We start from the raw sequence: 25,260 nt of genomic DNA on the forward strand, positions 1-25,260 counted from the left end.
TTCCCCTTTTATTTTTAGTGTAACATAAAAACTAACCCACCACAAAACGTGATAGGTTAGTTAACTTAATGACATTGGGTTTTACGCCTGTTTTTCTTTATATTTATCAGTTAATATTTGTTTTATGCCCAAAAGAGAAACAATCTTCCAATTCTTCTCCACACCATCAATTTGCAAATTGATACTGTGAATTCCTGCGTTGACAGCCGTTTCCACATCGAGCATACGATCACCGATATAGTAGGTATTTTCCTTGTCCAGTCCGTATTTTTCGATGAGAAATAGCAGAGCTTCTGGACTTGGTTTGCGGGCAAAACCAGAATCGCTTGTCAAGATTTCTGTGAAATGTTGACGGACACCCAAATCCTCCAAAACCTGAAAAGCATTGTCACTCTTGTGTGTATAAACGAAATTTTGAATTCCTTTCTCTGCTGTCCAGTCCAGAATTTCACGCGCACCAGCCATCAAGGGAATCTGCGTATTTTTCTCCTTCAAGGAAGTCGCACGCACACGATTAAGTTCATCGCTATCTAGACCGTACTTGTCCGCATCACGCACCAGCAAATCCTTGACAGAATAACGAAGAATGAAATTTCTTACTTCTTCACGGTCAAAAGGAAGGCCAAACTGCTCATAGGTTTCCTGTATACCAGCCAAAATCGCTTCATAGGAATCCAAGAGTGTTCCATCCAAATCCCAAATAAATGTCGGTGTCATCTTATCTCCATTCCTAAATTGATTTGTAATCGCAATAAGTTTGTTACTCATCTCATCTGCTCTGCCATTATTTTTCCGTATAGGGATAACCCAAGTGCTCGTAGGCCTTGGCTGTAGCAACCCGCCCCGTCCGTGTCCGCATGAGGAAGCCCTGCTGAATCAGGTAAGGCTCGTACATGTCCTCCACCGTCTCACGCTCCTCGGCAATATTGACCGACAGGGTGTTGAGGCCGACAGGACCACCGCCATACATCTCAATCATGGTACGGAGAATCTTCTGGTCCACATAGTCCAGCCCCTCGCGGTCCACATCCAGCATAGTCAAGGCCTTGTCTGTAATGGTGTCGTCAATCAGGCCGTCACCCATAATCTGTGCGAAATCCCGCACCCGCTTGAGCAGACGGTTGGCGATACGGGGAGTTCCACGAGACCGACGAGCCAGCTCGATAGCGGCTTCATGAGTAATCTCCATATCAAAGATATCCGCTGTCCGCTCGACAATCTCCGTCAAATCAGCCAGTTCGTAGTATTCCATGTGACCGGTGATACCAAAACGGGCCCGCAGAGGATTGGACAGCATACCCGCACGAGTGGTTGCTCCAATCAGGGTAAAAGGTGGCAACTCCAAATGCACGGAGCGACTAGCCTCCCCTGCTCCAATCATAATGTCGATGTAGAAATCCTCCATAGCAGAGTAGAGAATTTCCTCGACCGCCATAGGCATACGGTGGATTTCATCGATAAAGAGGACGTCGCCAGGCTCCAAGTCGTTGAGAAGGGCCACCAAGTCACCTGCTTTTTCAATAACAGGACCACTGGTCTGCTTGATGTTAACGCCTAGCTCATTGGCAATGACAAAGGCCATGGTGGTTTTACCTAAACCTGGAGGTCCAAACAGAAGGGTATGGTCCAAGGCTTCGTCACGGAGCTTGGCTGCCTCGATAAAGATTTTGAGCTGGTCCTTGACCTTGTCCTGGCCGATGTATTCATTTAATTTCTGCGGACGCAAAGTGCGTTCTACGTACTCCTCATCCTGCATTTGTTCCATATCTAAAATTCTAGTCATGAAACCATTATAGCATAAAAAGAAAATACCAGACTCAGAGAGTCCAGTATTCTCAGGAGATTATATGATACCTAGCTCTTGTCGCTTGCGACTTAGAGCTAGGGACACCTTTAGGTGAAAAGAAATTTCGCTATTTCTAGCTTGGATATAGTATAACTCGCCAAGCTTAAGGGAAACTAAAACAGAATTCATTTTATTTATTTTCCACTATTCGCAAAAATCGCTCTAGATAGTGCGAATCTAACTCATTATACTGACTGCCCCCTGTCGAACTTTCTTTGGGAATTTTCAGATTCATCAACTGCCCATCAAACTCCTCTAGTTCGATGTAGGTATCGTCAGGTACCAAGTTCTGATTAACAGCTGGTTGCATAAACACAATTTCCTTTCCGTCAAGCTGAATACGGTAGCTAAACTGTCCCTGCTTCTCGAATTCATTAACAGTAAACACCTTGGTGCCAAAGCCTGTCCAGACAGACTTGACATCGTTGTAAAGATATTCCTTAGACGGAGCCAGCAGATTGATGTCAATAATCTGGTCTTTGGTCACTGCTGTTGTGGTAGAAATCATCAGAGCGGTCAATAGGATACAACCGCCTGCCAGTCCCAAGCCGTATTTCCACGATAACTTCACCAGCCTCGCCAGTTTTCCCAAAAGAAAAACGAGAAAAACCATGATAAAAAATATAGCAACCTTGCCCAGACCAGTCGAATACTCATAGAAGAGCCAATCGCTTGGTAGGAAAAATCTTTCGGTCAACCAGCCGACAAGGACAAAGTAGGCAATCCCACCTACGAGGGAGATAAGACCAATCGGAATCCACCAGGCCTGACTACGATTCTTCTGACGAACCTTGTCTCGATATTTCCACCAGGTTACGAGGTAGTCTCGCCAGATAAGCGTTATCCAAGCGGTTGCCAATAGGGAAACCACTGCTAATAAGAAAAGGTTTTCCTGCCGACCTTGTTGGATGCGGGTAAATAGCCAGAGGATGGGACCTGATGCCATCAAGGTCTGTAAGAAAGTCATCCAAATACTTGGCAACAAGGCATCTTCTAAATCTTGTTTGAAGTCTTGAAATTCACCACTTTCCACAAAGGCAATGGAGTCCTGTGCTTCTTCCAACCAATCCTCTTTCTTGCCCATTTCCTTGACCACCTGGTCCAGCAAATCAACCTTGTCTGTCAACTCTTCTGCTTGCTGGTTGATTCCCCGCTTTTTCTCACGCAAGGCTGACTGCAAGTCCTCCTCTGGCAAGGCTAGGAGGGCCGTAATCTCTGCTAGGGAAAACTCAAGATAGCGGAGCAACTTAATCAAGCGAAGCTGTCGCACATTTTCCTCTGAATAATCACGGTAATCGTTGAGCGGATTTCTCGCCACTTCAATCAAGCCCTTTTCTTCATACAGCCGTATCGCCTTAGTTGACAAGCCTGTCAACTTCTCCACATCTTTGACCTGCATAAGCAACCTCCATCTGTTTTGATAGTCCTAGCATACACTATTCCCCTAGGGATGAGTCAAGGATTTTTTGAAAAATTAAATAATACTCAATGAAAATCAAAATCAGGCTAGCTCCAAAGGTTTGGGAAACCTTTGGAGGTTGGAGATAGAGCGAACGTAGTTCGTTTCTACTTATGCAGATAGAACTCTGTTCCTTTTATATTTCAAGGGAACAGGCTGAAAACCTCCTCAGGAGCTTTTCAGTCATCAAATCAAGTCAACAACGGCTGAGTTTGATTTTCGAAGAGTATAAAAAAATAAGAACAGGAGCTATCGACCCCTGCCTTACTAACTGGCTTGCGGTAAGCCCCTTAAGAAATCTTGATAGAGATGATTTCTCTCCACTAACTGCTGGTGATGACCGTAGTCAGCCACTTGTCCGTTTTTATCTAAGACCAGAATAGCATCTGCTTCACGCACCGTATGCAAACGGTGAGCAATGGTTAGCCTTGTTTTGCCAGCTGTTAACCGGTCAATCGCTTTACTAATGACACGTTCTGTGACAGTATCTAAACTTGCTGTCGCCTCATCTAACAAATAAATCGGATGTTCTAGCAGCAAGGCTCTCGCAATGCTAAACCGTTGTTTTTGGCCTTCCGACAAACCTGTCCCATTTTCTGAAATCCGAGTATCTAAACCATCTTCCAACTCAGCTACTAAAGAAGACAATCCCAACTCCTTGAGAATATAAGCAATACGCTCTTCAGACACAGACTCGTTCTTTCCATACAATAGATTTTCTCTAATCGTTCCATGGAAGAGCGTATTGTCTTGTGGTATGAAGGAAATCAACCTTCTCATCTCCTTGGTTGAAATATCACTTAAGCATTGTTGACCAATCCGAATCTCTCCTTGATAGTCTTGATAATATTTCATCAGCAAAGAAAAAATCGTTGACTTTCCGGCTCCGCTTGGCCCAACAATCGCCACGTGAGCTCCTTCAGGAATTCTAACCGATACTCCATTCAAAACCGGATCTGTATGATAGGAAAAACGAACATTTTCCAACTGGATACTAGCATCATCAACCAACTCTGTATCTTCCTGTTCTTCCTTATTCAGTTCCAGCAATTCTACCAAACGTTTAGACACTGCATGAAACTCCGTCAGTTCATTTAGGGAAGCAGCAATATCTGTTACTGGATCAATCAATTGCATCATGTACAATACAAAGGTGGTCAAGGTAGCCATGGTCATCACTCCCTTGGTTACTTCTATCCCCGCTATAAGCAACATCAGGATAATAAATCCCGTCATCAAGCTACTAACCAAGGTATGTTGGACCGCTGACAGTCTAATCATTTTCTCAAAGGTTTGTGACAGATACTGAAAAGACTTGCCCATCTCTCGCTGTTCATGCTTTTCTCCCTGAAATGCCTTCATCAAACGAATCGTTGTAAATTTATGACTAATTCTACTAGAAACCTGCCCCAATCCCTCTTGATAAGCAGAGTAGTAACCCTCCAACCGCTGATTCATTGGAATCATAACCATTGACAACATAGGAAGCAAGAAGAGACTAAGACCCGTGAGCCACGGACTGATGGTCCACAGAAAATAAATTGACCCCATAACCATCAAACCATTCATCAAGAAATTTGGAAGAATAACGGTGATGAAGTTCAGAACAACCGACATATCATTGGTCAAACGACTAGCAAGATCGCCTGATTGGTACTGATCCAAGTCCTTTACAGATGTAGTCAACAAGGATTCATAAATATATTGTTGCAACCGTTTGAGTGCATTACTACCACTACGCCCTATGAAATAATTAGATAGAGCCTGTACTGCATAGACCGATACAAAGAAAAGGATGAAACCTGCCAGCAATTCTGGCCGTGTTAATAGATTGCTCAAATAGGTTTGATCTAGCAACCTACCAATAAACTGGGGCAGGAACAAACCCATTCCAACCCCAAGTGCACTCAGAACTATCCCAAACAAGAACATCGTTTTATTGAGCGACTTCAACAACACTCCGACGAGTCTTTTATTCATAACTAGAACTCCAAATTCTTGAATTTTTTCGCAGCAATTTTAGTAAATACGAGTACGTAAACAAGCGTTACACCAATAGCGCCCAAGTAAGCCAGCCCCGCTCCTGTAAGACCTTCGTTGGCCAAAGCTACATAACTAGTTGGAAAAAGCATAGCGATTGGACCGCCAATAACTGCTAAAATCATCATCGTAATCGTTACCAAAAATCCTATAATCATTGTGGTAATGTTTTTCAAATATAGGCAAAGAGCAGTTGCCAAACTAACTGAGAGAATATCTTTCAATAGATAGGCAACAATACCAAATACATTACCCAGGCTCTCTGCTAAGCTAACATCAAAAACAGCTGGACTACCAAAAGGCAGATGGATTACCCGAACATAATGTACAAATGCAGAGGTTACAAAGAAGAAACCATAGAAAATGACGATTGTTGCTAGTAGACCAAGATATTTAGACCAGAAAATCTGCTTCCGCCCAAGATCCCGATACAAAAACATGGTATGTTCATCTACTTCTTTCCTAAAGACAGATATAGCCAAAAAATACAGGGTCAAACTAGGAAGAATGAAACTATCTAGCGAGCTTACCATCATATTCGTGAAGGCAACTAGAACAACTTTGTAGCCTTCTCCGGCATGAATTTGCATAAAATTCGACCCTTCAATAAATGAAGTGACTAGATAGATAAAAGGAAACAAAGTGAACAGGAGATAAATCTGCGTCTCCTTTCGCTTCCAAATCGTTCTAAAGACAGCTGGAAAAATCTGTTTCATACTCACTACCCTTTCGTAAAGATTTCTTTCAAGTGATTCTCTTTCACTTCTAATTTCACAATCAATTCTTGATGAGCCAACACACCAAAAATCTGATTTAGCTCACTTGTAGGCGTGGCAGTGGAAATCTCTAGCACTTCCCCCTCTAGCACCACATGGTCATTGAGCAAAGCCTCTACAGAATCTAGGTTTTTAGTTGTGTCCAACTGCACGAGCACACTTGGATGAGATTTGCCTTCAAAAGCCTCTGCCAATTCTCCCGATTCGATATAGACATAGCGGCTGCACAAGGCCTCCAACTCACCTAGTTGGTGACTCGAAATCAGCATGGAAATTTGTCGCTCACTAGACCACTGCTTCAAGATATCAATCAATTTCTGAACACCAATCGGGTCCAAGCCCACAAAAGGCTCATCTAAGATCAGGAAATCGGGCTCCGCAACCAAGGCAATCGCCAAAGCAGTCCGTTGTTTCATACCGAACGAGAATCCCTTGGGTTTCCGATTGCGAGCTTCCCATAATTCTACCAATTTCAAAGTCTTCTCAATATTTGGATAGAGGTCTTTTTTTCCATGCAGGTCCAAATAAAACTTGAGGTTGTCCATAACAGTCATTTCTGGATAGAAGACGGGATCAATCATAATTCCAAAGTCTGCTAACAAATTATCCTGGCTAAAAATATCCGTACCCTTATAAGTAATGGTTCCCGAACTTGGTTTTAGGGACTTAGCCATTAGTTTCATGAGCGTGGATTTTCCAGCTCCGTTTTTCCCAATCAGACCAACTATCTCGCCCTTATTGATCTCCAAACTCACATCTTTTAGTGAGTAAAATTCGTTTCCTGCAAACTGTTTTGATAAATGATTGATTTTAAGCATAAGTAACTCCTTTTTCTTTCTGACGACTTGTTTGTTGGATAAAGTATGTAGCAATAGCTACACCATAATACACTACAGCAATAAATAACATTTGTGATGGAACCAGTAATTCGCCGGCCAGCTCGACACTCATGACATCATCTGAAACTGTATGCAGTTGAGCAAATTGAGCCCACTGACCATTGCTACTCGTAATGTAGGCAAAAGCAGCATAAAATATCATTGACATCGTTGGGAAAATGCCCACTGACCATGCTTTCCAAGACTTATCTTTTTGTAATCCCATACAGATTGAATTGACGATGGGCGGTAGCAAATAAGTCAACAACAATAAAACAGGAACAGAGAGACTTAGCAATAGTTGCGAGCTAGCAACTGTCAAACAAATATAAAATAGACTCAATAATAGAATAAATATCATCATAACCCTCACAATTAAAATGGAAATCTCGAAACCAACAGATTGTAGATCCAATGTCCTCCGATAGCATACTGCAAGCCAAAACGAGTAGCTAACAGAGAAAACAATAAACCTAGTGGAGTTCGGATGATTAGATTATCCAGCAAGGGATAATTCATGTGTAGCAGAACTCCAAACAAGAGAGAAGTGACCAACATAGCTAGCCAAGTAGGATATTCACTTTTTAGAATACGATAGATAAGATAACGGAACAAGAATTCTTCACAAGTCGCAATAATAAATTGATTCACATATTCTTCACTTTGAATAAGCAAAGAATTGATGAAAAAGATAGCAATGGCAACAAGAAGAAATTCTTTCCAACTAAACTTTATATCCGCCGTTTCTTTATAGAACTGATAGCGTTTTGTAAGCCAGGATGGAAGTAGAATAAACCCTACTGGCATTCCAACCATAATAGAAAATAGGTAGGCTAGCTGTAAAAATTGACTGGAGCTAAATAAAACCAAAGATGTTGCCAGAAGATAAGAAATTGATGCTAAAATAATCAAAGCAATGGATAAGGCAACTGGCCTCATATAACGAATTACCATAACATACCTCTAAAATTCCAACTTTTCAAAGTTCGAACGGCCTTTAAGATAGGTAGCAACAATATAAAATGTCGTTATAGCTACTACCAAGGACCATGCAAGCAGTGGCTGATTAAAACTCATCTGAGCATAGCCATTTGGTACGACATAACGAACTCCAATCAGAAATGGTGCAGTTGTTGTAAATAGCGACCAAAAAACTCCTGCTAGAACTGCCTGTAAGGATTTGGCTTTAATAGAAACCATGGCAACCAATAAAATACAGATAATATTGATGGAGATAGTTGCAAAAATAGATAGCAAAGTGGACTGTACATTACTCCAATCATTCGATACTACTTTTCCAAAAGTATTCAAGAAACCAAAATAGGCAATTGCACTTGTCAGCACTGTTAGAAGAACATAAGAGGCATACATCACCACTAAACTAATAATTTTTGCATTAAAAAGTCGGGTTCTATTCAAATCTTTGTATAAAAATAGAATGCCACTATCAATCTCATCCCTAAAAACTGCGGAAATTATCAAGGATAACAGCAATGTTGGTAACACTATCCCATCCTGTGTTGACAATGCTGCTCCTAGAAAATCTAAAAAATTATCCGTATATTCAGCCTTTACGCCTACCAAAAATTTGGATAATATCGGAACTAAGATTGGTAAAGCAGTGAAGGCATAGAATAAAATAACATCTCTTCTATAAATAACTGATTTAAAAATTGACCTAAACATATTCATATTTCCCCTTTTTATCAATAAGATAGGCATTAACCCATAATACCCATCTTATTGATAGCTAAACAATATTAGCTATCAATAAGTTTCTTTACAAAGTGTGACGACCGCGACGATAAGTATATTTAATAATACCTAAATCAATAGTGATGCGCTGATTTTTCTTAAAGAATTTTCCCATTTCTATCTCCTCCTCTTACAAAGTAAAGCGTGGGTAACGGTAGCTGATAGTAAGGTTTCCTAGACGAATTGTTGCACGTTTGCTTGATTTTTTGAATGTTTTTTTCATTTTTTACTCCTTTTACTTTAAAAATTTACAAAAATATAATTTATTACTCTGTTTACAAAGTGTGACGACCGCGACGATAAGTATATTTAATAATACCTAGATCAATAGTGATACGTTTATTTTTCTTAAAGAATTTTCCCATTTTTATCTCCTCCTCTTACAAAGTAAAGCGTGGGTAACGGTAGCTGATAGTAAGGTTTCCTAGACGAATTGTTGCACGTTTACTTGATTTTTTGAATGTTTTTTTCATTTTTTACTCCTTTTACTTTAAAAATTTACAAAAAATATAATTTATTACCCTGTTTACAAAGTATGGCGACCACGACGGTAGCTATACTTAATAATCCCGAGGTCAATCGTTGTACGTTTGTTTACAATCTTGAACTTCTTTTTCATCTTTCTTCTCCTTTCATTTTTCCTACACTTGTTTATTCGTAAATCATTTGGAAAATAATTTATTTTTTTCAAGTGTGTATCTCCTTGAGGGGTGTTTTCCCCTCTCACTTACTTATTCGCAAATCGTTTTCATTTTTTGAAAAAATTTTTTATAATCTTTTAGTTTACTTTTAGTACTAGGCAACGAGCCACAGGTATAACTAGAGTTAGGCAAGGCGAGTTAACGAAGTAATAAAAGAAAAACTAAATGACGATACTTTTTTTGAATAAGTTGTGAGCTTGTTTTCCCCTTCAACTATTTATTCGCAAATAAATAAAAAAATTCTCTGGAAAATCCAAAGAATTTTGATTTTTTTATAACCCAAGTCGTTCAAAGATGTCATCCACCCGCTTAGCATAGTAGTCTGGGTTGAAGAGTTCATCGATTTCTTCCTGGCTAAGTTTAGCTGTCACGCGCTCATCCGCTTCAAGAAGAGGCTTGAAGTCCACTTGATTATCCCATGACTGCGCAGTTTTTGGTTGCACCAAATCATAGGCTTCCTCACGGGTCATACCTTTTTCAATCAAGCTAAGCATGACACGCTGGCTGTAAATCAAGCCAAAAGTCGACTCCATATTGCGTTTCATATTTTCAGGGAAGACCGTCAAGTTCTTGACGATATTGCCAAAACGGTTGAGCATATAGTTGATAAGAATGGTCGTATCCGGCGTAATAATCCGCTCCGCTGACGAGTGGGAAATATCGCGTTCGTGCCAGAGAGCCACATTCTCAAAAGCCGTCACCAAGTGACCACGCACCACGCGAGCCAGACCGGTCATATTTTCAGAGCCGATAGGGTTGCGTTTATGGGGCATAGCAGAGCTGCCCTTTTGGCCTTTGGCGAAATACTCTTCAACTTCACGTTGTTCAGATTTTTGTAGCCCACGGATCTCTGTCGCCATACGCTCGATAGACGTTGCAATCAAGGCTAGGGCTGAGAAATATTCTGCGTGAAGGTCACGAGGAAGGACCTGAGTCGAAATTTCCTGCGGACGAATGCCCAATTTACCACAAACATACTCTTCCACAAATGGAGGAATGTTAGCAAAGTTTCCAACCGCACCTGAAATTTTACCAGCTTCGACACCCTTGGCCGCCACATCAAAACGCTCCATGTTGCGTTTCATTTCGCTATACCAAGTCGCTAATTTAAGACCGAAGGTCGTTGGCTCCGCATGGACACCGTGAGTCCGCCCCATCATGATGGTGTACTTGTGCTCACGTGCCTTGTCAGCGATGATATTGGTGAAGTTTTCAAGGTCACGACGGATGATGTCGTTAGCCTGCTTGTAGAGATAGCCGTAAGCCGTATCCACCACGTCGGTTGATGTCAGACCATAGTGGACCCACTTGCGTTCCTCACCAAGACTTTCCGAAACCGCACGCGTGAAGGCCACCACATCGTGACGGGTTTCCTCTTCAATCTCTAAAATGCGGTCGATATCAAAAGTCGCCTTCTCACGAATCAAGGCCACATCTTCCTTGGGAATCTCACCCAACTCAGCCCAAGCCTCATCAGCGAGGATTTCCACCTCCAGCCAAGCCTTGTACTTGTTCTCTTCACTCCAAATAGCCGCCATCTCAGGGCGGGAATAACGATTGATCATACTTAGTTCTCTACCTCTTATCTTACTTATGATTCTTAAACACCTTTTCAAGACAACAACTTTTTCTATAGTCCGATTAATGAAATAACCGTAATGATTGTTGTTATCAAAATCTAGGTCGTTGTCTATATATAAATAACTCTAGATTCTTTTTTATTATTCAACTTTGCCAAGCCGTTATAAAGACAAGCTCCTCATAATTTTCGTTTAATACTTATGAAAAGACTAGCAAAAATTTCTTTATATTTATAACATCTTTTAAGTTTTTACCCTTTTGATTTACATCAAAAGTATTCCTGAAATTATATTAGATAAAGTAGCTGACATGACATCCTTTACAAAAGAGTTATCAAACCATTTTTCATTTTCTTTGACAACTGAATTAAAGTTATCAAAGTTCTTTTCTTTACTAGCGTCTAGCAATTCTGAAAAAACATTTCTTAGTTCATCTGAAAAAGCCTTTTCATTGATTAGACGATTTAAATCAGCTGTTACTGCTTCCCAGGGCAAACTTTTGTTAGTTTCTAAATTAGAATTGGATATCTTTGCATTCTCAGTAATGTTGGAATTAGATACTGCATCACCCTTGATTGAGATCGTATTCCCTTGTCCAAAATTAGTACCAACAATGTTATCGTTTCCAGCAATATTAGTTTCATGTACCGTTTTATCTTCTATTACTTCTTGAGTACCCGAACCGCTGTTGATATTTTGGTTTTTTATGTCAATATAAGTCGTCTGCCCCTTAAGATTAAACGACTTCTTTATTACATCCGAAACTTCATCCCTAAAATTTTTGTCTTCAAAAAATAAATAATAATTCTTACTTGACCCAAGATTAAATTCAATGAAATACTTATCTTTTAAATGCTTTTGATATCTCTGATAAATGTTATATCCTAACACAGCTAAAACAATCATTGGTATAATCTTTGGTATGAAATCTATAAACAGAAGAGAGAAGAAGAATAAAATAGCCACTATTTCTCTAATTGTAACTTGAAACTTCAATTCCGAATTACTCATCATAGAAATGTTATTTATTTGAATAGTGTTATTTCTCATTGCCAGAATATTGTTGTTTATTTCTAAACTATCCGTTTTTAAAGTGTTGTTGTTAGTATTAAAAAAATCCATTTCCATTTATTTTCATCCTTTATAAATAATCTATATAATATTTAAAAGCAAGTGCTTTTCTTCCCCATTATCAATTAGTGCACGGTCGCACTTAATTACTAAGTTCTACTCCTTCCTAAAACTCCTCCACACCATCAACATCTTCCGTCAACACCGTCACGTGTCCCATTTTGCGGTTGTGCTTTGCTTCTATTTTACCATAGAGGTGCAGGTGGGCGCTAGGGTTTTCTTGAAGAAAGGTTTGAGCTGCTTCCATGTCTTGTCCCAAAACGTTAATCATAACGGCTGGTGAAAGCAGGCGGATAGGGGGCAGGGGATCCCCTAAAATGCCTCGGATATGGGTGTCAAACTGTGAAAAATCACAGGCTTCAATCGAATAATGTCCTGAATTGTGCGGGCGAGGAGCGATTTCATTCACAAGAATTTCTTGCCCTGCCACAAACATTTCAACACAGAGGGTGCCTGCTAAATGGAGCTTGTCTGCGATTTGCAGGGCCATGGTTTTGGCTTTTTCAGCTAGGTCATCTGAAATACGGGCAGGCACGATGGTTTTATAAAGGATATTATTGCGGTGGATATTTTCCTGTACAGGAAAGACGGTGTAGTCGGAGCCATTGCCAGACACAAGGACGGAGATTTCCATGTCGAAATGCACAAACTCTTCCAAGACACACTCGGCAGAGTTGGCTAGTCGACTGGCTTCTACCAAGTCCGCCGCTTCTCGAATAACCTTCTGACCATGTCCATCATAGCCCCCAGTAGCTGTTTTCAAAACGTAGTTTTTGCTGAGGTCCAGACCTTCTAGGTCTAGGCTAGAGGTGACAACTTTGTAGGGGGCGACTTGCACGCCAGCTTTTTTTGCCAAAAAATCCTTCTCAAAAATGCGGTTCTGGGAAATGCGGAGGAGGTCTGTCCCTTGAGGGAGCTGGCCGTCCTTGATGACCGCGTCCAGTCCGTCGGCATCGACATTTTCAAACTCGTAGGTCAGGACATCGCACCGCTCCGCCAACTGTTTGAGGGCCGCCACATCGTGATAGGGAGCGACGATGACCTCGCTGACCTTGGAGGCTGGGCAGTCCGCCGCGGGATCCAGCGTGATGACCTTGTGACCCATGTAAATGGCGGAAATAGCCATCATCTGCCCTAGCTGACCGCCACCGATAATTCCAATTGTCCTAGATGAGGTCATCTGTCATCGCCTCCGCAATTTTTTCCTGCTCCTTAGCAAAGTCTGCCAGCTGAGTTGCAATGGTTTGGTCTTCAATGGAGAGAATGCGGAGAGCCGTCAGGGCTGCATTGGTGGCACCTGCTTCACCAATCGCCATGGTTGCAACAGGTACACCGCCGGGCATCTGCACGATAGAATAGAGCGAATCCACACCACTTAGGGCACGAGATTGGACAGGGACTCCGATGACAGGTAGGGTGGTCTTAGCTGCCACCATACCCGGCAAATGAGCCGCACCGCCCGCTCCTGCGATAATAACCTTGATGCCACGGCCGCGAGCTTCCTCGGCGTGACGGAACATGAGGTCTGGGGTGCGGTGGGCAGAGACTACTTTCTTTTCATAGGCTACGCCAAATTTGTCCAGCACATCGGCTGCTTTTTTCATGGTTTTCCAGTCGGAACTAGAACCCATGATGATGGAAATTGGAATATTCATGCTTGTACTTCCTTTTCTTTGCCCCTTATTTCACGGCCTTACTTCCGATATCTGTCCGATAAAAGAGGCCTGTCGTATCTTGATTTTTCAGCTCCGAGTAAATTTTTTCCTGAGCTTCTTGGACGGTGTCTGCTGTGGTGACTAACATATAGACCCGACCGCCGTTTGATAGCAGTGCTCTGCTATTTTCCGCAAAACGAGCCCCTGCATAGTAGGTCGTGATATCGCCTTCAGTCTTCGCTGGCAAGGTTACGCCTTTTTCGTAGTCCAGAGGGTAACCGTTTGAAGCCACGACAACGCCCAGCGTCACGCCGCTTTCCAGCCAAGTCAGCTCAGTCGGACGTTTGTGGAGGATGTCGTCGATGTTCTGAGCAAAGTCAGAGGTCAAGCGAGGTAGGATAATCTGAGTTTCTGGGTCGCCAAAACGGGCGTTAAACTCGATGACCTTGGGACCTTGGTCGGTCAGAATCAAACCAGCATAGAGCACGCCCATATAAGACCGCCCTTCCGCAATCATGCCGTCCAGAATAGGCTTGACAATGGTGTCAACCGCTGTATCTACCACGCTTTGAGGCAGGTGGTGAACAGGAGCGTAAGCCCCCATACCGCCTGTGTTAGGCCCCTGGTCGCCGTCAAAGGCACGCTTGTGGTCCTGGGCTGTCGGCAGGATATAGAACTGGTCGCCGTTGACCAAGGCAAAGAGCGAGAACTCCTCACCCTCCAAAAACTCCTCGATGACCACGCGGGCACCTGAGTCGCCGAACTTGTTGTCCAAGAGCATCTCCCGTGCCGCTTCGACCGCCTGCTCGACGGTTTCCGCCACGACCACACCCTTGCCCAGTGCCAAACCATCCGCCTTGACCACGATTGGAGCCCCCTGCTCTTCGATGTAGGCTTTTGCTTCTTCAAAGTTGGAAAATGTGCCAAAGGCTGCTGTCGGAATGCCGTATTTGACCATGATTTGCTTAGCAAAGTCTTTTGACCACTCCAGCTCCGCGGCCAGACGACTCGGGCCAAAAGCCTTAAGTCCCGCCTGTTCAAAATCATCAACGATACCTGCTGCCAGAGCATCATCTGGACCAACAAAAGTCCAGGCAATGTCATTTTCCTTAGCAAAGTTGATGAGAACGAAATGTTCGGAAATTCCGACATTGACTAACTCGATACCGTCCAAGGTCATTCCATCATTTCCAGGAGCAACAAAGACCTGTTCTACCCGCTCAGACTCTAACAATTTCTTTGCTATAGCGTGTTCACGACCACCAGACCCGACAACCAAAAGTTTCATTATTTACACCTCAAAAACGGATTTTCTATAAACAGTATAGCAAAAACAGACGGATTTTGATAGAAAAAGCCGAGTAATGTTCGGGAATGGAAAAGAGGCTGGGCAAGACAGCCATGATGGCTTCACCTTCGTTAGGCGGTACATATTTCTTATAATTTTTGTGGTTGACGAGTTAATGATGTTAGTCATCGAGGGAAAAACTGATCCACTCTACTGACGAGCACCCCAAAATATGCGATAGGCATGAGTATAAAAATACGACTAAAATTCGGTAGATAAGCTCTCTAATTTTTAGAAGGAGGGAATTGTCATGGATGTTCTCTATCAATCTTGTGCAGGTATTGATGTCCATCAAGCCAATATTGTCGTCTGTATCCTACATGGACCACTCACCTCAACTCGTCCAAAGCGTGAGATGGCTACATTTGATACAACGACTAAAGTCCTACGTGCTTGCCACAATTTTCTCGGTCAATTTCGTGTGGAAGCTGTTGGTATGGAAAGCACAGGTGTTTATTGGCGACCTGTCTGGCACGCTCTATGTGATAACTTCAAGTTGATACTCGCTCAACCAGCCCACATGAAGGCTATTCCAGGTCAGAAAACCGACAAGAAGGATGCTCACTGGATTGCCAAATTAACACGGATTGGTCTGCTTTAGGTATTCGCAGTGTATCGAGAGTAACCGCCCAATAACAAGGTGTATTGAAAAAGGCTCCAAAGTCCTGTCGACTCTGGAACCTTTTTCTAAAAAACGACCTTATCCCTCCTAAACAAGTAGGGACAAGGTCGTGACTGGAACAGCCGCTTTTGTCATGTTTATAGTCTTTTAGTTTACTTTTAGTACTCGCTTCAAAGGTTTGGGGGAACCTTTGAAGGCTGGAGATAGTGCGAACCAAGTTCGCTTCAACAGTCGCAGGCATAACTCAATGCTTTTTTATTTCTAGGTGGCCAGCTGATGTACTTCGCTTTTTTGTTTTCAGGCTCAGGTACGAATAGTCCACTGGACTATTCGTATCCCCCAGATTGCTTGCACAGTCAATGGACTGTGCAAGGTGGGAGATAATACTTGCAAAGCAAGGCACTTTTACAAAATCCGGCAAGACGAGTTCAAACACTCCAATGGAGTGTTTGAACTTGGAAATAAGGAAACGACGTTTCAAACTACCACTCTTTTAATGACAGGTGGTAGGCTGAAAACCTCCAATGGAGCTTTTCAGTCGTCGAAGTAATAAAAGAAAAACTAAATGACGATATATCCACTTGACAGCATGCTGTTATCTAGAGTTTTGGTTTGCAAGCAACGACTTACAGATAACTTTACAGTCCTAGAACGATAGGGGCGGAACCATTTACCATATAACCAGTTCGCTCCTTCTTCTCATACTATTTAAAAATAGAAGTTCTGAAATCATCCGTATTTCTCAAAAGAGCATTATAAATCCGTTGTTTGAGGACATTGACCCAACTTGACTCATTGTGTGCAAGTACAATATCAATGCTCTTCATATCTTGAGCCACAGCTTCATCCATAAGCTTTTCTAAATCTGCAAAGGAGCTAATCATAACTTGTTTTGTTGAGTTTGGCTTATCCAATTCGTAGGTCATTGTGAAGTCAACCAAGTTGTCAAGTTGATTAATACGATTTTGGTACATAGCTTTCTTAAATGTTGCCCAATCAGCATACTCATCTTTAAAAATGTGCTTGAAGACTCTGTTGTCAGTGATGAGACCAACATTTCGTCTAAACCAACCATCATACACAAGTTCCCCAGCCGCTTCCGCTTCTTTACCAAGTTGGTTAGATACATAAGGAATGAAGCCTTCTACGTAACCTTTTTCTGCCATCAATTCATAGGCCATACGACGGAACATGAAATCTCCCGGAGAACCATTTGGATTAGATAAAGCGGAATAAACTGGAGAAAAGAGACTTACGGTATAATAACCATTACGAGTTAAGCCAGCATGCGTGTCCCAATATTCACGACGGTTGATAATGCTGTTGTCAACCAAATCATTGATGGTATTCAGTTTTGCAGCTTCCTCAATTGTCAGCTGACGGATTGTATTTCCAGCATGCGTATCCTTTTCTTTATCCTTGATATAATAATTATCAATGACCCTATACCATTTCTGCTTGACAGTATCGCTTTGCTTCAAAACAGACTTCGCTTCTAAATAGTCTAGCAAATAGATGACATCAAACATATTGTGAACGTAGGTATTTAAATCTGCTACATTTTTATAACGCTGTGCAGGGTTAGCAGCATGATAGCGGGTTATAGAGTCTTCATTTCCAGAGTAAACAGTATTAATTCCTAATGAACGTGCCTGATTACCATTTGGAGCTTGTAAAAGACCAAGAGCAAATAGTTCCGCACCTAAACCTTGACGACGACCATTTCCTTCGAAATAAATTCCTCCATCAAAGTTATGAACCATTTCGTGAGTGAAGACGGAAGTGCCATATTGATCGAGCATTCTATCAACAACAAAATGCGTCAATGAGCCTGTTGCATACGCACCTGATCCATTCGCTGCATACCATTTACCTACTGGACCAAAGAAATTAGCAATAGAAGAACGCTCCGTATTTTGAAGACTCTTCCAAGTAGCCTGGCTTGCTGAGTCACGGAAATTAAATCCATCATAGTTCAAGACTGACTGGAATAGTTTTTCACGTGATTCCTCTGTCAAAATGCTATACCAATAATCAAAATGATCTCGTTGCCAAACAGCTGCTCTATCAACAATCTGATGCATATACTCTTCAAATTTCATACCATTTGAAGCGGAATCATACAAGTAACGATCGTAAGCCCCAAACGATAGTGTTGACATGGTAGAAATGATATACATACTTTCATCTGGGAGAGTCAGAAGAGGTAAGAGCATGTTTTGATGTCCCCAGCTCGCCTTGGTGATGCGGTCGTAGACTCCTAGTGCGTAGCGACTATCCGGTGTTGCTTGTGCTTGCTTCTTAGCAGCCTCTTCAACATTTGAAGCCATTTCTACAATATAGGCCTTACTTGTATCTTTCAACCATTCATTATTTGTTTTGTTTGGTACAAACAATTGGCGATAACTTGAAAGATAATCAAATAGAGTAGCTTTTCCTTTGGCCAACTGTAAAGAATTAGCATAGGTCTGAACGTTATTCTTTGGACGAAGATTGTCATAACCTGAATTCCCTAAAGCAATAATAACATCCAGTGTAGAAGTTGCCTGATTACCAAAGAAGTCTTGTTTAAAGACTGTCAAATCTCGAGTATTTAAATCGCCGAAATCAATATTATACCAACGTTTCAGATATGCAAGACCCAGCACCAATGCTTCTTTATTTTGAGAAATCTTCTGAACTAGATAATTCTCAACCGATGCACCTAGGCTATTGATAGCTTTATCAGAAGCCAACACTTTCCGTAAATCTTCCGCAAGATGATCCCGCACACTATTGAAACTATCTTCCAAATACAGTGCCCACAATGGTTTTTGTTCAGTAGTTGATGGAACTCCCAAATCCGATGCCCAGTTCTTCAACTCGTTTTCTGTTGGTGGTGTCGTAGGCTCTACAATTCCCAACACCGCTTTCACTTTATCTGAGTTAAATACCAAACTTGAAATATCATTTGTAAGGCGATAAACCATTCCGTCGTAGTTTGATAAAAATGTTTCTGGAGTATAGAGTAAATCCGTTCCTACAATTGTGTAATCAGATACATGGTTATTTACAAAATCTTCCTTGAAAGCAACATCCAAATAAGCAACCGTATTGTCAGCGTAGTGAAGCATGATACGATTAATAGCGCGTTTCTGACTATTTGGATCTGTTACAATTTGATTGCCAACCATTGGAACAACATCTAACAATCTCGTTTGAGCTAATTTATCTGTCAAAGCAATCTTATTTGCAAGGTAAACAATATATTCTTTATTATAGAATGGTAACAGTTTTTCCATGTTAGCATAGGCTATAGCACGTTCAGGAGTTGCTTTATCTAGCAAGCTATAATCCACACTATACAAATTCTTAGCTTGGTTGTTCAGACTATCTGCTACCGTAGCAGTAATTCCCATGGCTGCAATTTTACTTGCCGCTTCAGTTTCAGAAATTTGAGTACTCCACTTATCTGCAGCTCCGCTAGCCGAACCAGTAACAAATGTATTGGTAATAGGGGCCGAACCATAGGCGGTATCTCCATGAACTTGATCACCATTGGTTACCTGCACAGTGCTGACAACATTATTTACAACTCCAGAACTCCAGGTTGAACCAACTACTCCGCCGACCTGACCAGCTGTTGTCAAATTGACAAGTGTTCCCTTGGCTACTCCGTCTTGTAAACGAGCACTATTTTGAACATGTCCTACTAAAGCTCCTGCTCGGTAGTTATTATTCTTAGCAGAGAGAGTTATGGCTACATCAGCTTGTACTTGACTGAGCGTAGTATGGTTGTCCTGTGCCCAGCCTGCAATTCCTCCGATATTTGAACCACCTGAATTGGTTCCTATTGCTACAAGCTGACCTTTAAAGGAACTATTCGTAATCTTAGTTGCACCATTTGCGAGATAGACAAGCCCTCCGATACTTGTAGGAGCTGAAAGACTACCTTCTACCGAAACGTTCCTTATCTGACTTCCAGTTGCTGTTTTAGCAAGTGCACCGACTTTTTCTGTCTTAGAAGTAATCGCAACATCAATCAAGTCTACATTCTCAATAGTTGCATTATTGATGACATTAAATAGTGGCTGAATAAGGTTATAGATAGCGTACGATTTGCCATTATGAGTACCATTCAAACGACCTGTAAAGGTAGATGTGACATAAGAGAGTGCATCTGTAGCCAAGTCAACTTCGTCAGCAGTCATATCTGCACCAAGTGTGTAGGTTCCTGCTGGGTTGGCTTCTATTGCTGTTAACAATTCTTTGAAAGAAGTGTATACACCGTTCTGGCTTTCTACTCGCTGGTCCACATAAAAACTATAATTTTTATCGTATTGTTTTCCTGTATCCTGAACCAGTTCATCAGTTTCAACAGTCAATTTATACTTGGTTTGACCATCTATCTCTACTTCTTCAATTTTAGAGATTGGAAGAAGTAATTCTTTGAAACGATCTGATTTAATTTTTACAAAGTAGTTGTCCAAATTGACCGATTCGCTAGTTAATGACAATTGACGGCGATAATGACCATTGTCAAGACCATATAACTCCACTTGGTCGATATCCTTAATTTCAATCTTCTTATAATCCAAGCGGAAATCTTGTGTACTTTCTTGCAGTTTTGTCTCTGGACCCTTGCCTACGTTATAGGTAACAATTGTTTTTAGAGTATAGTCTGTATAGTAATCCAAACCTGTCAATGCGAGAGGTGCAGTCACATCTGCAATTGGAATTTCTCTTACAAGCTGGTCTCCCTGATAGAGCTGAGCAACCGCTGAAATGTATGATTGAGTTCTATCTGATAATTCAAAACTAGCCTCTGCCGATTTTGCATTTTCATCTTTTGCGATAGAAGTGATTGTAATTGTTGGTATTTCTTTTACCTTAGTACCGACTTGGACAATCTTTGGTCTTGGATCTGTAGTAATTTCATTCGAAATTTCTTTGGTCTTAACAACCTTACCATCAATAATATAGCTGCGGGTGACAATGGTACGTACGCCATCTACGCCTTCTTGGCTGACAACCGTCTCACCTGCTAGGAGTTCGCTATTCGGAACTTCCTGGGTTTCATAGGCGACGGGTTCGGTACGGGTCGTGTCACGTTCTACAATATCTAGGCTTGGCAGTTCATAGCTTGGAGCATCCTTTGGAACTTCCTCTACGACCTTAGTACCGACTTGAACGATTTTTGGAGTGGCTGGGGTCGTTATCGTATTCGAAACTTCCTCAGTCTTAACAACCTGACCATCAACAATATAGCTGCGGGTGACAATGGTACGTACGCCATCTACGCCTTCTTGGCTGACAACCGTCTCACCTGCTAGGAGTTCATTATTGGGAACCTCTTGGATCTCATAGGCGACGGATTCGGTACGGGTCGTATCACTTTCCACAATATCTAGGCTTGGCAGTTCATGGCTTGGAGCATCCTTCGGAACCTCCTCTACGACCTTAGTACCGACTTGAACGATTCTTGGAGTAGCTGGGGTCGTTATCGTATTCGAAATTTCCTCGGTCTTAACAACCTGACCATCAACAGTATAGCTACGGGTGACAATGGTACGCTCGCCGTCAACGCCTTCTTGGCTGACAACTGTCTCACCGGCTAGGAGTTCGCTATTAGGGATCTCAAGGGTATCATAAGCGACGGCTTCAGTATAGCTTGTATCACTTTCCACAATATCTAGGCTTGGCAGTTCATGGCTTGGGGCATCCTTTGGAACTTCCTCTACGACCTTAGTACCGACTTGAACGATTCTTGGAGTAGCTGGGGTCGTTATCGTGTTCGAAATTTCCTCGGTCTTAACAACCTGACCATCAACAGTATAGCTACGGGTGACAATGGTACGCTCGCCGTCAACGCCTTCTTGGCTGACAACCATCTCACCGGCTAGGAGTTCGCTATTCGGAACTTCTTGGGTTTCATAAGCGACGGGTTCAGTATAGCTTGTATCACTTTCCACAATATCTAGGCTTGGCAGTTCATGGCTTGGAGCATCCTTGGGAACCTCCTCTACAACCTTAGTACCGACTTGAACGATTTTTGGAGTAGCTGGGGTCGTTATCGTATTCGAAATTTCCTCAGTCTTAACAACCTGACCGTCGACAGTATAGCTACGGGTGACAATGGTACGTACACCCTCTACGCCTTCTTGGCTGACAACGGTCTCACCTGCTAGGAGTTCGTTATTAGGAACCTCTTGGATCTCATAGGCGACGGGTTCAGTTTGAACACTATCTACATGCTCAACGGCCAAACTTGGTTTAGTCGGATTGATAACATTGTCTGTACTAGGTAACTCAGAGTTAGGATGAATCGGTTTTGCTATTTCATCACTCTTACCTTCCTTTATGTAACCAATATATCTATAGCCCTCAATAGCCATCGGTTCTGGCAATTGTTCACCTACACTGATAGATAATTCCTGATTAAAGCGAGCCAAGGCTTGATTGGTTAAAGAAAAGGCGGGAGGTGCTAATAACAATGAGCCTGTCGCCCCTAAAATGAACAATCCCGCAAACTCTTTTTTCCCCTTACGACCTTTACGGATAGCCAAAATCAGCACCCCTGCTCCAACAAGTGCTCCTGTTACTTGCCCCAACCATTCATCTCCAGTAGCGGGCAATATTTCTCCCGATACTGACTGCTTGGGCTTATAAATCAAGTAATAGGTATTGTCACTTTCTTCTACTAATTTCGGTAATTCATTTACGATTAATTGCTTTTCTGAAGCTGTTAATTCATCTTCTGCAACATAGCGATAATGCACTGTTTTGGCACTATCTTCAGCAAATACCTGTCTTTCTGAAGAAAATGAAAACAGCATGAAAAGACTAGCAATGGTAGCAGATACTAGTCCAAACGATGTTTTTCTCAAAGAAAAGCGATGGACGGTCTGTCCAGAATTTTGTTTCATATAATACTTCCTTAATATTTTATAGAAAAATCAAAAGCAAACATTTTCGACCTCACGTGCATTTAGAAAAAAGAAAGGAATTGCGTGCAAGCCATCCCAAATTTCCTCTGTGAAAGCTAGTCTGATTTTGATTAAGTGGTCAGTTTGTTTCAGTAGTCCACCTTGGACGAAAGATGGTTGGCAGTTGAGCTAGCACTTGGCTAAACTATTAAAGTAAAACTGAAGGACTATAATACGCATATTAAAAAATCTCTCTAATCCAATATTAAAAGATTACAGAGTTCCAATTTACCTTTATACCATCAGTTCCTATTTCAAGACCAGATGTAGCTCCCAGTACCTATTCTCAAAATCTATGCCAAATCTCAGTATAGCGATTGTATCGCAATAATACCAACTACTGACTGACAATTCACACACCTTTTTGTTAGATGGTACATTCCCCCTTCCACAGTTTCAAAAATCTTGTTGATCTCGCTACACATGGGATATGATATAGAATCCTCTTGCAAGCACAGCAAAAATAAACAAAACCTATCTCACTGGCTAGAGTCGTAGCTAACTGTTCCTAGTCTTTTAGCTTGATAGCTGGTAAACTGAAAACTCCGCTGGAAATCTTCATGCATCAAAGCAATAAAAGACCGACTGAATAGCTATCTGTCGACTTCTGGTTTCACGCACCATTATACTAGAATCTGAGGAATGTTGCAACACAGATAGTCATAAATCATTATGTTATTCTTATTTTCTCCGATTCCAAAATAAATCCCTAAATTTACTGCCTATAACTATGATAACGACTAATACTAAATTTCCAAATAATCTTATAAACAAGTAAAAAGATGATATAGCCAGCAGAAATAGTCCCTAAATCTGCTAAGAGAGGTAATGATTTTGTTATTGACATCAGTGGGAAATATCCAATAAATGCATATGGAATGAACCATAATAATATTGATAACCAGCTAGGATAAATACTATTTGGATAGCGAGTTGTTTCATCCAGTCTCCAAACAATAAAGTTAATGGAATACACATCTTTGATAAAAAATGTTAATGAGTTAACGAAGAGGTGGATTGCTGCGTAACATAAAATACTACCTATTAGTAAAAGGATGATTTTCAGTATAAACCAAGCCGATAACGTTTCAAATTCTGTAAGCAGTGCCATCCAAAATATTATCAGACCAATACAAAATTCGCCAATACTTTCAAAATCTATCTTTGAAAAAATGATGAGTAATAGGGTGTTTACTGGCCTAAGTAATAAGACATCAAATGTTCCTTCTCTGACATAATCTCCAATAAATAAGGTGTTGATGAAAATGAAATTCCAGCCAGCTCTGGCCATTGTTACAAATCCAAACAAGAGTACTAACTCATTTGTAGACCATCCAGGAAAATTTGATAGATTATCTAAAAATACTTTTAAAACATAGATTGAGATAACAGTGTTCACGCTATAGCCTATTATTCCAATGACGGCATCTTCTCTATATTGGATATACCTCTTCCATTGAAGTTTCATAAAATGAATATACAAGTAAAAATATCTTGTCATCACTAACCTCCATAATAGTTCATCACTTTAAATAGCTTCTTCTGATACATAGAAATAAATAAAGCCAGAAGGAGAACCCAAAACATCTGTAAGCACAATTGTTGTAAAACATATTGAGCTGGTAATAAAGCCGATAAAATAGATGAAGGAACTGATAACATAGCATAGAAAGGAGTTAAAACAATAAGTTTTTGCAACATTTCTGGAAAAAAGCTAATAGGTAATACTGATCCACCAAAAAGCATCAACAAGGCATCGTAAAATTCTAAAACACCTAAAATCTGATTAAAACGGATAGATAAAAGCCCTAAGAGATAGCCAAATAAAAACGAAATCAATAGACCTAATAGAGCCGACATGATAAATGATAGCACCATTTCAGGAACAAGAGATATTCCTGTAACGAATGAATAAAAGACAAGAGCAAACGTCAAGGGAGTGACTACAAAAATCAAATCATAAACAAATGAACCTACTTGTCTAAAAAAATGCATCCCCATAAAACTATGGGGTCTTAAAAAATAGACTGCCGTATCACCTTTTTGAATCATCTCTGAAATAATGGAGGCGGTACGATGATCTGGAAAAAGAATGAACATCATCCTAGAAATTACTGCATATAGAACGAGTTGAGATGATGTGTTTTCAGTGACTACACTGGTCCAAACCGAAATCTGAATGGCTACAACCAAAAAGGCACCAAGAATTGTCAAAATAGTACTCACCCTATATGATTTTCGTCTCCTAAATTCTGCTATTGTATAAGCTAATACATTCACCTTGATGTCTCCTTATCCAATAATAATATATCCGCTAAACTTGGATCTGTAATATGATAATCTCTGATTTTTTGGTCTTTGACAAACTCTTGAAGTAAATCTAATTTCTCTTCTTCAATAAACATTTCAGTCATTGAAGCGAGGCTGGGTAAAAACTAGCCAATAACTAAAAAATACACAGACAAATTGAGCTGCTTCAGATGAAATTCAGCCAAACTGTCTGT

Annotated in this window: 17 protein-coding genes and 1 pseudogene; 1 reads left to right on the plus strand and 17 read right to left on the minus strand. The window is 41.1% G+C overall.

Translation table 11 applies throughout. From position 1 onward, the window contains the following. Positions 1 to 81 precede the first annotated feature (81 nt). From P7J58_RS06815 to purD, 14 genes are all read right to left on the minus strand, one after another. Positions 82 to 717 carry an HAD-IA family hydrolase gene (locus tag P7J58_RS06815; RefSeq protein ID WP_105146359.1) on the minus strand — a complete coding sequence of 212 codons (636 nt, stop codon included), beginning with the start codon at positions 715 to 717 and terminating at the stop codon, positions 82 to 84. A gap of 67 nt (positions 718 to 784) precedes the next feature. After that, positions 785 to 1,783, minus strand: a complete 999-nt coding sequence (ruvB, locus tag P7J58_RS06820; protein ID WP_024388009.1) for a Holliday junction branch migration DNA helicase RuvB — start codon at positions 1,781 to 1,783, stop codon at positions 785 to 787. 193 nt (positions 1,784 to 1,976) lie between these two features. Continuing rightward, complete coding sequence (locus P7J58_RS06825) at positions 1,977 to 3,245, minus strand: MerR family transcriptional regulator (protein WP_408555966.1); 1,269 nt, start codon at positions 3,243 to 3,245, stop codon at positions 1,977 to 1,979. 327 nt (positions 3,246 to 3,572) lie between these two features. After that, positions 3,573 to 5,285, minus strand: coding sequence for an ABC transporter ATP-binding protein (locus P7J58_RS06830; RefSeq protein WP_099776353.1), 1,713 nt, complete (start codon positions 5,283 to 5,285; stop codon positions 3,573 to 3,575). A gap of 2 nt (positions 5,286 to 5,287) precedes the next feature. Then, positions 5,288 to 6,061 (minus strand): hypothetical protein, encoded by a 774-nt coding sequence (locus tag P7J58_RS06835; RefSeq protein WP_408540507.1) that lies wholly within the window; start codon positions 6,059 to 6,061, stop codon positions 5,288 to 5,290. A gap of 5 nt (positions 6,062 to 6,066) precedes the next feature. Then, complete coding sequence (locus P7J58_RS06840; RefSeq protein WP_332439814.1) at positions 6,067 to 6,939, minus strand: ABC transporter ATP-binding protein; 873 nt, start codon at positions 6,937 to 6,939, stop codon at positions 6,067 to 6,069. Further along, complete coding sequence (locus tag P7J58_RS06845; protein ID WP_408555977.1) at positions 6,932 to 7,360, minus strand: Msa family membrane protein; 429 nt, start codon at positions 7,358 to 7,360, stop codon at positions 6,932 to 6,934. The genes P7J58_RS06840 and P7J58_RS06845 overlap by 8 nt, the downstream gene beginning before the upstream one ends. A 14-nt stretch (positions 7,361 to 7,374) precedes the next feature. After that, on the minus strand, positions 7,375 to 7,953 hold the full coding sequence (locus P7J58_RS06850) for a CPBP family intramembrane glutamic endopeptidase (protein WP_330549162.1): 579 nt from the start codon (positions 7,951 to 7,953) through the stop codon (positions 7,375 to 7,377). A 9-nt stretch (positions 7,954 to 7,962) separates the two neighbouring features. Then, entirely contained in the window at positions 7,963 to 8,691 is a 729-nt protein-coding gene (locus P7J58_RS06855) for an amino acid transporter (protein ID WP_408540516.1), read from the minus strand. 1,036 nt (positions 8,692 to 9,727) lie between these two features. Beyond that, entirely contained in the window at positions 9,728 to 11,020 is a 1,293-nt protein-coding gene (purB, locus tag P7J58_RS06860) for an adenylosuccinate lyase (protein ID WP_024377044.1), read from the minus strand. Positions 11,021 to 11,299: 279 nt separating this feature from the next. Beyond that, positions 11,300 to 12,163 (minus strand): hypothetical protein, encoded by an 864-nt coding sequence (locus P7J58_RS06865; RefSeq protein WP_125064870.1) that lies wholly within the window; start codon positions 12,161 to 12,163, stop codon positions 11,300 to 11,302. Between the two features lie 109 nt (positions 12,164 to 12,272). After that, positions 12,273 to 13,346 carry a 5-(carboxyamino)imidazole ribonucleotide synthase gene (gene purK, locus P7J58_RS06870; protein ID WP_408555967.1) on the minus strand — a complete coding sequence of 358 codons (1,074 nt, stop codon included), beginning with the start codon at positions 13,344 to 13,346 and terminating at the stop codon, positions 12,273 to 12,275. Then, positions 13,333 to 13,821: a 5-(carboxyamino)imidazole ribonucleotide mutase gene (gene purE, locus P7J58_RS06875; RefSeq protein ID WP_029172079.1), complete on the minus strand. Its 489-nt coding sequence runs from the start codon at positions 13,819 to 13,821 to the stop codon at positions 13,333 to 13,335. Before purE ends, purK begins: the two co-directional genes overlap by 14 nt. Positions 13,822 to 13,846: 25 nt before the next feature. Then, positions 13,847 to 15,109 carry a phosphoribosylamine--glycine ligase gene (purD, locus tag P7J58_RS06880; protein ID WP_408555968.1) on the minus strand — a complete coding sequence of 421 codons (1,263 nt, stop codon included), beginning with the start codon at positions 15,107 to 15,109 and terminating at the stop codon, positions 13,847 to 13,849. Positions 15,110 to 15,419: 310 nt separating this feature from the next. Here purD and P7J58_RS06885 point away from each other — a divergent pair. Then, a pseudogene (locus tag P7J58_RS06885) lies at positions 15,420 to 15,767 on the plus strand (IS110 family transposase); the annotation flags it as partial. 728 nt (positions 15,768 to 16,495) lie between these two features. Here the strand turns inward: P7J58_RS06885 and P7J58_RS06890 are convergent. From P7J58_RS06890 to P7J58_RS06900, 3 genes are all read right to left on the minus strand, one after another. After that, positions 16,496 to 22,696, minus strand: coding sequence for a ZmpA/ZmpB/ZmpC family metallo-endopeptidase (locus P7J58_RS06890; protein ID WP_408555969.1), 6,201 nt, complete (start codon positions 22,694 to 22,696; stop codon positions 16,496 to 16,498). 775 nt (positions 22,697 to 23,471) lie between these two features. Next, the gene (locus tag P7J58_RS06895; protein ID WP_206597754.1) at positions 23,472 to 24,224 is read right to left on the minus strand and encodes an ABC transporter permease; all 753 of its coding nucleotides are present in this window, start codon (positions 24,222 to 24,224) and stop codon (positions 23,472 to 23,474) included. Between the two features lie 35 nt (positions 24,225 to 24,259). Further along, a complete protein-coding gene (locus P7J58_RS06900; RefSeq protein WP_099833044.1) occupies positions 24,260 to 25,036 on the minus strand; it encodes an ABC-2 family transporter protein in 777 nt (258 codons plus the stop codon). Positions 25,037 to 25,260 lie beyond the last annotated feature (224 nt).

Source organism: Streptococcus suis (assembly GCF_046032535.1).
GTDB lineage: Bacteria > Bacillota > Bacilli > Lactobacillales > Streptococcaceae > Streptococcus > Streptococcus suis_AK.

Coding starts and splice junctions, on each gene's coding strand:
- P7J58_RS06815 (WP_105146359.1), bottom strand. CDS start 717: ATGACACCGACATTTATTTGGGATTTGGATGGAACACTCTTGGATTCC.
- ruvB (WP_024388009.1), bottom strand. CDS start 1,783: ATGACTAGAATTTTAGATATGGAACAAATGCAGGATGAGGAGTACGTA.
- P7J58_RS06825 (WP_408555966.1), bottom strand. CDS start 3,245: ATGCAGGTCAAAGATGTGGAGAAGTTGACAGGCTTGTCAACTAAGGCG.
- P7J58_RS06830 (WP_099776353.1), bottom strand. CDS start 5,285: ATGAATAAAAGACTCGTCGGAGTGTTGTTGAAGTCGCTCAATAAAACG.
- P7J58_RS06835 (WP_408540507.1), bottom strand. CDS start 6,061: ATGAAACAGATTTTTCCAGCTGTCTTTAGAACGATTTGGAAGCGAAAG.
- P7J58_RS06840 (WP_332439814.1), bottom strand. CDS start 6,939: ATGCTTAAAATCAATCATTTATCAAAACAGTTTGCAGGAAACGAATTT.
- P7J58_RS06845 (WP_408555977.1), bottom strand. CDS start 7,360: ATGATATTTATTCTATTATTGAGTCTATTTTATATTTGTTTGACAGTT.
- P7J58_RS06850 (WP_330549162.1), bottom strand. CDS start 7,953: ATGGTAATTCGTTATATGAGGCCAGTTGCCTTATCCATTGCTTTGATT.
- P7J58_RS06855 (WP_408540516.1), bottom strand. CDS start 8,691: ATGAATATGTTTAGGTCAATTTTTAAATCAGTTATTTATAGAAGAGAT.
- purB (WP_024377044.1), bottom strand. CDS start 11,020: ATGATCAATCGTTATTCCCGCCCTGAGATGGCGGCTATTTGGAGTGAA.
- P7J58_RS06865 (WP_125064870.1), bottom strand. CDS start 12,163: ATGGAAATGGATTTTTTTAATACTAACAACAACACTTTAAAAACGGAT.
- purK (WP_408555967.1), bottom strand. CDS start 13,346: ATGACCTCATCTAGGACAATTGGAATTATCGGTGGCGGTCAGCTAGGG.
- purE (WP_029172079.1), bottom strand. CDS start 13,821: ATGAATATTCCAATTTCCATCATCATGGGTTCTAGTTCCGACTGGAAA.
- purD (WP_408555968.1), bottom strand. CDS start 15,109: ATGAAACTTTTGGTTGTCGGGTCTGGTGGTCGTGAACACGCTATAGCA.
- P7J58_RS06890 (WP_408555969.1), bottom strand. CDS start 22,696: ATGAAACAAAATTCTGGACAGACCGTCCATCGCTTTTCTTTGAGAAAA.
- P7J58_RS06895 (WP_206597754.1), bottom strand. CDS start 24,224: ATGAAACTTCAATGGAAGAGGTATATCCAATATAGAGAAGATGCCGTC.